This is a genomic window from Blautia sp. MSK.18.38 (genome assembly GCF_024460535.1).
GTDB lineage: Bacteria > Bacillota > Clostridia > Lachnospirales > Lachnospiraceae > Blautia_A > Blautia_A fusiformis.
This window is the reverse complement of sequence record NZ_JANFYP010000066.1, coordinates 1-1,904: the sequence shown is the minus strand read 5'-3', so window position 1 is coordinate 1,904 and position 1,904 is coordinate 1. Positions and strand designations below refer to the sequence as shown.

Below are 1,904 nucleotides of genomic sequence, written 5' to 3'. Positions count from 1 at the left end.
CTGCCACTCAAAATGTGATTAAACATACTCACATCGAGATAATGCGGATTCTCACGAATACCGCTTACTGTTTCTTTGTGTATGCTTTTGAGTAACCGGAGTTATCTCTACTCACAGATCCTAAGTACACTCCACAGTCGTTAATTCCCGAAATAGCCTTCGGTACATACTTACGTTTGCGGGATCATGCAACTTCGTAAGTCTCTGCATCTCTCAGATTCCGTGCTGCATTGAGATCTCTGTCCTCAATATATCCACATGTGCATCTGTAGATCCTGTCTGAAAGTTTCAGATCTTTTTTAATACAGCTGCGGCAGTGGCAGATCCTTGAAGATGGATACCATCGGTCAACTACCCTCAGTTCGATTCCATATTCAGCACATTTTATTTTCAATTTTGTCCGGAATTCATAGAATTTCTGGGACGCAACTGCTTTTGAGAGATGCCGGTTCTTCATCATCCCGGATATGTTCAGATCCTCAATCGTTATATGAGACGGCTTGGTTTTCACTATCTCAGATATTACCTTGTTGATATGATCTGTACGGATATTTTCTATCCGATGATGAAGTTTCTGTACTTTAAGCTTTTGTTTGCATATATTTGCTCTTTGAGTGGACTCTCCTTTCTTTAAGTTCTCATATTTACGGGAAAGCTTTCGCTGTGCCCGTCTTAATTGTTTCTCAAGTTTTCTGATCCGTGCTGTTTTATTGATATTTCTGTATACAGTTCCATTTGACACAACCGCAAAGTCTTTCAGCCCCAGATCGATTCCGATCCCATCAGTGAAATTTCCATCTGCTTCCGGAGCAGGTATATCGACAAGTGCAGACACATAATATCTGCCTGCTTTCATGGAAACTGCCCCGCTTCGGATCACAAATCCATCCTTAGAGGCCGGAATGTAACCTTTTTCTTTCAGCCTTACCCAGCCAAGTGTTGGGATCTTGATCCTGTGACGTTCACAGAGACAGTCTTTGGGATTATTCTTTACAAAATACATTTTTACATCAGATCTTCCTTTTTTCTTATATCTCGGGAAACTACTCTGATGATGAAAAAATCTTGAAAAAGCGGTACAGGCATTTTCGATTGTATTCTTTACCGATTTGGAACTGACTTCTCTGATCCAGAAATATTCCGGATGCCCTGGAAGGTATTCATTGTTCAGCCATACACTGAACGACTTGCCGCTCATAAATCTTTCACCGGCATCATAACGTTCTTTATTATGAAACAGGTAGAAATTATAAATATATCTGCATGTGCCGATTGTCTTATGTATTTTGATCTTCTGCTCTTCTGTAGGATCGATCTCTGTCTTGAAGCTCTTCAGCAATCTCCTCATCCTTTTCTATCTGTTTTTTATACTTACGAAGTCCATATAATCTACAGGAAAACACATGAAGGATGGAAATAATATCCTGTACAAGTTCTTCCTGTGGTGACAGTTCTTCATTGTTCACCACCAGTATCATTGTGTGGAATTTCATGCAGAATCTTTCAAACCAGTCGTATCCAAAACGGATAAATCTGTCTTTATGCGTGATCACTATGGTTTTGACCTTCTGCTCCATGACTTCGTCCAGTAATCCATTCCATTTCTTGCGGTTATAATTAAGTCCGCTTCCATAGTCTTCAATGCACTGGTCTACGATCATTCCTCTGGCATTACAGAACTGACGCAGAAATGCTGTCTGATCTTGAAGATCATCCCTTTGGTTTTTGGTAGATACTCTTGCATAAATAACAACTTTTCGTTTATCATGTTCTATATTTATACCTTTAAATTGAAGATACTGGTCATATGTGTAATAACGTCTGTCTGTTGGAGTTCGGTTTGCTTTTAAGATTCCCTCTCTGTCCCATCTCTGAAGCGTTTTTACAGAAACACCTAATAATTC

At 39.6% G+C, this 1,904-nt stretch carries 2 protein-coding genes; both read right to left on the bottom strand.

Features of this window, described 5'->3' with window-relative positions:
* Positions 1 to 184: 184 nt before the first annotated feature.
* Positions 185 to 1,348 carry an RNA-guided endonuclease InsQ/TnpB family protein gene (locus NE638_RS17670; protein ID WP_173746852.1) on the bottom strand — a complete coding sequence of 388 codons (1,164 nt, stop codon included), beginning with the start codon at positions 1,346 to 1,348 and terminating at the stop codon, positions 185 to 187.
* Positions 1,278 to 1,904: IS607 family transposase (locus NE638_RS17665; protein ID WP_173746850.1), on the bottom strand; the 627-nt coding region annotated here is incomplete at its 5' end. The genes NE638_RS17665 and NE638_RS17670, both read right to left, overlap by 71 nt.